At 74.6% G+C, this 5,166-nt stretch carries 4 protein-coding genes and 1 pseudogene; 3 read left to right on the forward strand and 2 right to left on the reverse strand.

Features of this window, described 5'->3' with window-relative positions; translation table 11 throughout:
• Positions 1 to 247: 247 nt before the first annotated feature.
• Complete coding sequence (locus tag JZ5iCDA_RS18035; RefSeq protein WP_083260066.1) at positions 248 to 535, reverse strand: FmdB family zinc ribbon protein; 288 nt, start codon at positions 533 to 535, stop codon at positions 248 to 250.
• A 136-nt stretch (positions 536 to 671) separates the two neighbouring features.
• Between JZ5iCDA_RS18035 and JZ5iCDA_RS15405 the strand changes: the two genes are divergently transcribed.
• A complete protein-coding gene (locus JZ5iCDA_RS15405) occupies positions 672 to 3,314 on the forward strand; it encodes a penicillin acylase family protein (protein ID WP_083260067.1) in 2,643 nt (880 codons plus the stop codon).
• A gap of 24 nt (positions 3,315 to 3,338) precedes the next feature.
• Here JZ5iCDA_RS15405 and JZ5iCDA_RS15410 read toward each other — a convergent pair whose 3' ends face one another.
• Positions 3,339 to 3,971: a 5-formyltetrahydrofolate cyclo-ligase gene (locus tag JZ5iCDA_RS15410; RefSeq protein ID WP_069387952.1), complete on the reverse strand. Its 633-nt coding sequence runs from the start codon at positions 3,969 to 3,971 to the stop codon at positions 3,339 to 3,341.
• A 181-nt stretch (positions 3,972 to 4,152) separates the two neighbouring features.
• Between JZ5iCDA_RS15410 and JZ5iCDA_RS15415 the strand changes: the two genes are divergently transcribed.
• Both JZ5iCDA_RS15415 and JZ5iCDA_RS15420 read left to right on the forward strand, forming a co-directional pair.
• Positions 4,153 to 4,800, forward strand: a complete 648-nt coding sequence (locus tag JZ5iCDA_RS15415) for a GNAT family N-acetyltransferase (RefSeq protein WP_069387953.1) — start codon at positions 4,153 to 4,155, stop codon at positions 4,798 to 4,800.
• Between the two features lie 60 nt (positions 4,801 to 4,860).
• Positions 4,861 to 5,166 (forward strand): annotated as a pseudogene (locus JZ5iCDA_RS15420) (hypothetical protein); the annotation flags it as partial.

A 5,166-nucleotide genomic window follows, 5' to 3' on the forward strand; every position in this document is an offset into this window, starting at 1 on the left:
ACGAAGCGCAGGCGCCACCACAGCACGCCCGCGCGTCGGCGCGCCGACCGCGCACGCGACCGGGCGTCGTCGGGCACCGCGCGGCCGCGGCCAGGGGAGGAGGTCATGGCCGGGGACCGTAGCGAGCGGGCCGGGACCCGCGCCGTACGCCTGTGGACGGGGCGGGCCCGGCTCGCTACGGCCCGGGGGCGGCCGAGACCTGTGGTCGGACGTCCGGGCAGGTCGCGCCTGCCCGGACCGCCGCGGGTCAGGAGGAGGCGGCCTTCGCGCCCGTCGACGAGCCGGAGGAGCTCGAGGAGGACGACGTCGACGAGGACGAGGACGAGGACGAGCTCGCGGGCGTGCTCGACGACGAGCCGGAGCGCGAGTCGGTGCGGTAGAAGCCGGAGCCCTTGAACGTCACCCCGACGGACGAGAACACCTTGCGCAGGCGACCGGAGCACTCGGGGCAGACCGTGAGCGCGTCGTCGGTGAAGGCCTGGTGGATGTCGAAGGCGTGGCCGCAGGCGGTGCAGGTGTACGCGTAGGTGGGCACGGGATCTCCTCGTTCACGTGACGGTGTGCGGCCGTGGGGGCCTGCGTCAGGTCAACAGTCGCTGGCACTCGAAACTTCCGAGTGCTAATCATACGCGGGGCCGGCCGGGCGGCCGTGCCGGGGTAGTCTCGCATCCGTGTCTGCGCACGAACCCGCCGAGAACCCTGCCGGCACGACGGCCGAGAACCCGACGCACGACGCTCCGCCGCCACCGCGCCGGCTCGGGGGGCGCCGGGCGCTCGTCGCGGTCGCGGCGCTGCTCGTCGTGGTGCTCGTGGCGGGCGTGACCCTCGCGGTCGTGACCGTGCGCCGTCCGCTGCCGGAGGCCGGCGGCGAGGTCTCGCTCCCGGGCCTCGGTGCCGAGGTGACCGTCGTCCGCGACGAGCTCGGCGTGCCGCAGATCTACGCCGACACCCCCGAGGACCTGTTCCGTGCGCAGGGGTACGTGCAGGCGCAGGACCGCTTCTTCGAGATGGACTACCGGCGGCACGTGACGTCGGGGCGCCTCGCCGAGCTCGTCGGCGACGACCCCGACGCGATCGCCGCCGACGCGGTGACGCGCACGTTCGGCTGGCGCCGCGTCGCGGAGCAGGAGTGGGAGCTGATCGCGCCCGAGACGCGCGAGTACCTCCAGGCGTACGCCGAGGGGGTCAACGCCTACCTGGAGGACCGCAGCCCGGGGGAGATCGCGCTCGAGTACACGGTGCTGGGCCTGCAGGTCGAGGTCGCCGAGCCCGAGCCGTGGGACCCGATCGACTCGCTCGCGTGGCTCAAGGCGATGGCGTGGGACCTGCGCGGCAACTACGACTCCGAGCTCGAGCGCGCGCTCGCGCACGGCACGCTGCAGGACCCGGCGCGTGTCGCGGAGCTCTTCCCCGCCTACCCGGCCGAGGTCAACGCGCCGATCCTGCAGCCGGGCGAGCTCGAGAACCCGCAGCGCGTCGACCAGGAGCTCACGCCGGAGGGCGCGCGCACGTACGGCTCCGACCACCTGCAGGCCGCCGTCGACGCGGCGGAGCGGGCGCTCGACGCCGTCCCCGTCCTCGTCGCCCGCGGGGAGGGCACGGGCTCGAACTCGTGGGTCGTCTCCGGCGAGCACACCGCGAGCGGCAGCCCGATCCTCGCCAACGACCCGCACCTGAGCCTCGGCGCCCCGGGCATCTGGGCGCAGGTGGGGCTGCACTGCACCGACGTCGGCCCGGACTGCGCGTTCGACGTCGCCGGCTTCTCCTTCGCCGGGTTCCCGGGCGTCGTCATCGGGCACAACGCCGAGCTCGCGTGGGGCCTGACGAACATGGGCGCCGACGTCACCGACTTCTTCATCGAGCGCGTGCGCGACGACACCTACCTGCGCGGCGACCGGTGGGAGCCGCTCGAGACCCGCACCGAGACGCTGCGCGTCGCCGGCGGCGAGGACGTCGAGCTCGAGGTCCGCTCCACGGTGCACGGCCCGATCGTCTCGACCGTCATCGACGCCACCGAGGCCGTCACCGAGTCGCCCGTCGACGGCACGCGGCTGGGGGAGTACGCCGTCGCGCTGCAGTGGACGGCGCTCGAGCCGGGCCGCACGGCCGACGCCGTGTTCGCGTTCAACCTGGCCGCCGACGCCGAGGACATGCAGGCCGCCGCGGCGCTGTTCGAGGTGCCGGCGCAGAACATCGTGTTCGCGACGACGGACGGGCAGATCGGCTACCAGGCCCCCGGGAAGATCCCGGTGCGCCAGCAGGTCCCCGGGCCGGTGCCGTCCGACGGCACGTGGCCGCGGCCGGGCTGGGACGAGCGCTACGACTGGACCGGGTACGTGCCGAGCGAGCAGATGCCACGCGTCGTCGACCCGGCCGAGGGCATCGTCGTGGCGGCGAACCAGGCCGTCCTGCCGGCCGGTGTCGCGCCGCACCTCACGACCGACTGGGACTACGGCTACCGCTCCCAGCGCATCCGCCAGCTCCTCGAGGAGGAGATCGCGGCGGGGCGCGCCATCGACGTGGACACGATGAACACGATCCAGGTCGACGACCGCAGCCCCTACGCCGAGGCGCTCGTGCCCGTGCTGCTCGACCAGGAGATCGAGGACGAGTTCGCCGCACAGGGCCAGGAGCTCCTCGCGGACTGGGACTACCGCACCGACACCGACTCGGCGGCGGCCGCGTACTTCGCCGCGGTGTGGCGCAACCTGCTCCAGCTGACGTTCTGGGACGACCTGCCCGAGTCCGCGCGCCCCGACGGCGGCAGCCGGTGGCTCGCGGTGGTCCAGCGGCTCGTCGAGAACCCGACCGACCCGTTCTGGGACGACCGCCAGACGGTGAGCGTCGTCGAGTCCCGCGACGAGGTGCTCACGCAGGCGCTGATCTCCGCGCGGCTCGACCTCACCGTCGAGCAGAGCAAGGTGCCCGACGACTGGGCGTGGGGCGACCTGCACGTGCTCGCGCTGGAGCACCCGGTGCTCGGCGGCGAGTCGATCCCGGCGCCCGTGCGCGAGTACGTCAATCCGGACCCGGTCGGCATGCCGGGCGGGTCGTCGATCGTCAACGCGACGTCGTGGGATGCGTCGTCCGGCTCGTTCGCCGTGACCGCCGGGCCGTCGATGCGCATGGTCGTCGACCTCGGCGATCTCGACCGCTCCACGTGGGTGACGGTGACCGGCACGTCCGGCCACCCGGCGTCACCGCACTACGACGACCAGCTGCGCACGTGGGCCGACGGCGAGACGTTCCCGTGGCCGTTCAGCCGCGACGCCGTCGAGGAGGCCGGGCGCGACGAGCTCACGCTCGCGCCCTGAGCCCGCTCGCGCGGTAGGCCGCGCTCAGGGCAGCCAGCGCCACCCGAGCGGCGTCGCGACGGCGTCGACCGGGCGGTCGTGCGGCTGGACCGGCAGGGGGCGGTCCGCGGCGTCGTAGACCTCCTCCGGGAACACGACGGCCACGACCTTCGCGCCGGGGCGCCGGTGCTCGAGCGCGCGGTCGTACCAGCCGCCGCCCTGGCCGAGCCTCACCCCACGGGTGTCGACGGCGAGCGCGGGCGCGATGACGACGTCGGCGTGCGCGAGCGCCTCCGGGCCGAGCGTGGGCGTGCCCGGCTCGGGCGGACGCCCGGGCGCGCGCACCTGCAGGTCCGCCGGGCCGCCGTACTCGGCCCAGTCGCGCTGCAGCCCGGCGCCCAGGACGGGCAGCAGGATGCGCGCCCCGCGGGCGGAGAGCCGCTCGAGCACGTCGAGCGTGCCGGGCTCGGCGGGCCGGGCGGCGTAGGTCGCGACGCACGTCGCGGCGGCGACCTCGGGGATCGTCTCGACCACGTCCGCGATCGCGGCGGCCGCCTCCTTGCGGAGCCGCTCGGACCGGGACTGCCGGTTCGTCCGGATGGCCTTGCGGAGGATCTCCTTCGCGTCCTCGGCTTCGATGCTTCCGTGCAGGGGGTACGGCTGGACCGGGCCACTCATGTCCCTATTGTCACCTGTCCGCCGAGGCGCGGCGCACCGTCGGACGGCGGCGCGGGGACCGGGGCCCGTGGCTGGTGGCGTCGGTCGTTCCCGTGGTACACCCTGTCAGCGAGGCCGGACGGACCGTGCTTCGGCACGGGCGAGGAGGGCCGCGGGTGGACGTCGTACGAGGGGCTCCGGCATGACGGCGAGGACGGGGCGGGCGTGGACCGTCGCCAAGCCGTGGCCGGTGACGCTGCGCGAGGACGCGCTCGACGGCTCGGTCGTCCTGCGTCCCCTGCGCCGCCGCGACGGCCAGACCTGGATGACGCTCCGGGCGCGCAACGCCGAGTGGCTCGAGCGGTGGGAGGCGACGTCCCCGCGCCGCGGGCCGGGCGGCCCGCCGACCTTCGCCGAGTACGTCCGGACGCTGTCGGCCCAGGCACGGGGCGGCTCGTCGCTGCCCTTCGCGGTCGAGTTCGACGGCGAGCTGGTCGGCCAGCTCACCGTGTCCTCCATCACGTACGGCTCGCTGTGCGGCGCGAGCATCGGCTACTGGGTGAGCGAGCACGTCGCCGGCCGCGGCATCATCCCGACGGGCGTCGCGATGGCGACGGACTACTGCTTCGGGGTCCTCGGGCTGCACCGCATCGAGATCAACATCCGGCCGGAGAACGTGCCGAGCCTGCGCGTCGTGCAGAAGCTCGGCCTGCGCGACGAGGGGCTGCGCGAGCGGTTCCTGCACATCCAGGGCGAGTGGCGCGACCACCGGACGTTCGCGATCACGGCGGAGGAGGTGCCCGGCGGGCTGCTCGCGCGATGGCAGGCAACACGTCGGGAGGCCGGATGACAACCCGACACGCCGGGACGCGTGCGGAGCGGGGCCGCTCGCCTCGCCTACCGTCGTGACGTGGAATCGGCCTCGGGGATCGTCGCGCTCGCGGTGTTCCTGCTGTGGCTGGGCTCCTACGTCCCGCACCGGGTGCGTCACCGGCAGGTGCTGCAGGAGGCGCGCACGGACGACCGCTTCTCCGCAGCGCTGCGCGTCCTGGCCGTCGTCGGCCCGGCCGCCGCGGTCCCGGCGGTCGGTGCGGCGGGCGTCACCGTCTTCGCGGCCGTCATCGCGCTGTTCACCGCGCTGCTGCTCGCGCCGTGGGCCACGGCGTCCGGGCGCTCGGCGTCGTTCGTCGACGCGCTGTTCACGGCGACGTCCGCC

Origin of the sequence: Cellulosimicrobium cellulans, assembly GCF_001722485.1 — a bacterium.
GTDB classification, from domain to species: domain Bacteria; phylum Actinomycetota; class Actinomycetes; order Actinomycetales; family Cellulomonadaceae; genus Cellulosimicrobium; species Cellulosimicrobium cellulans_A.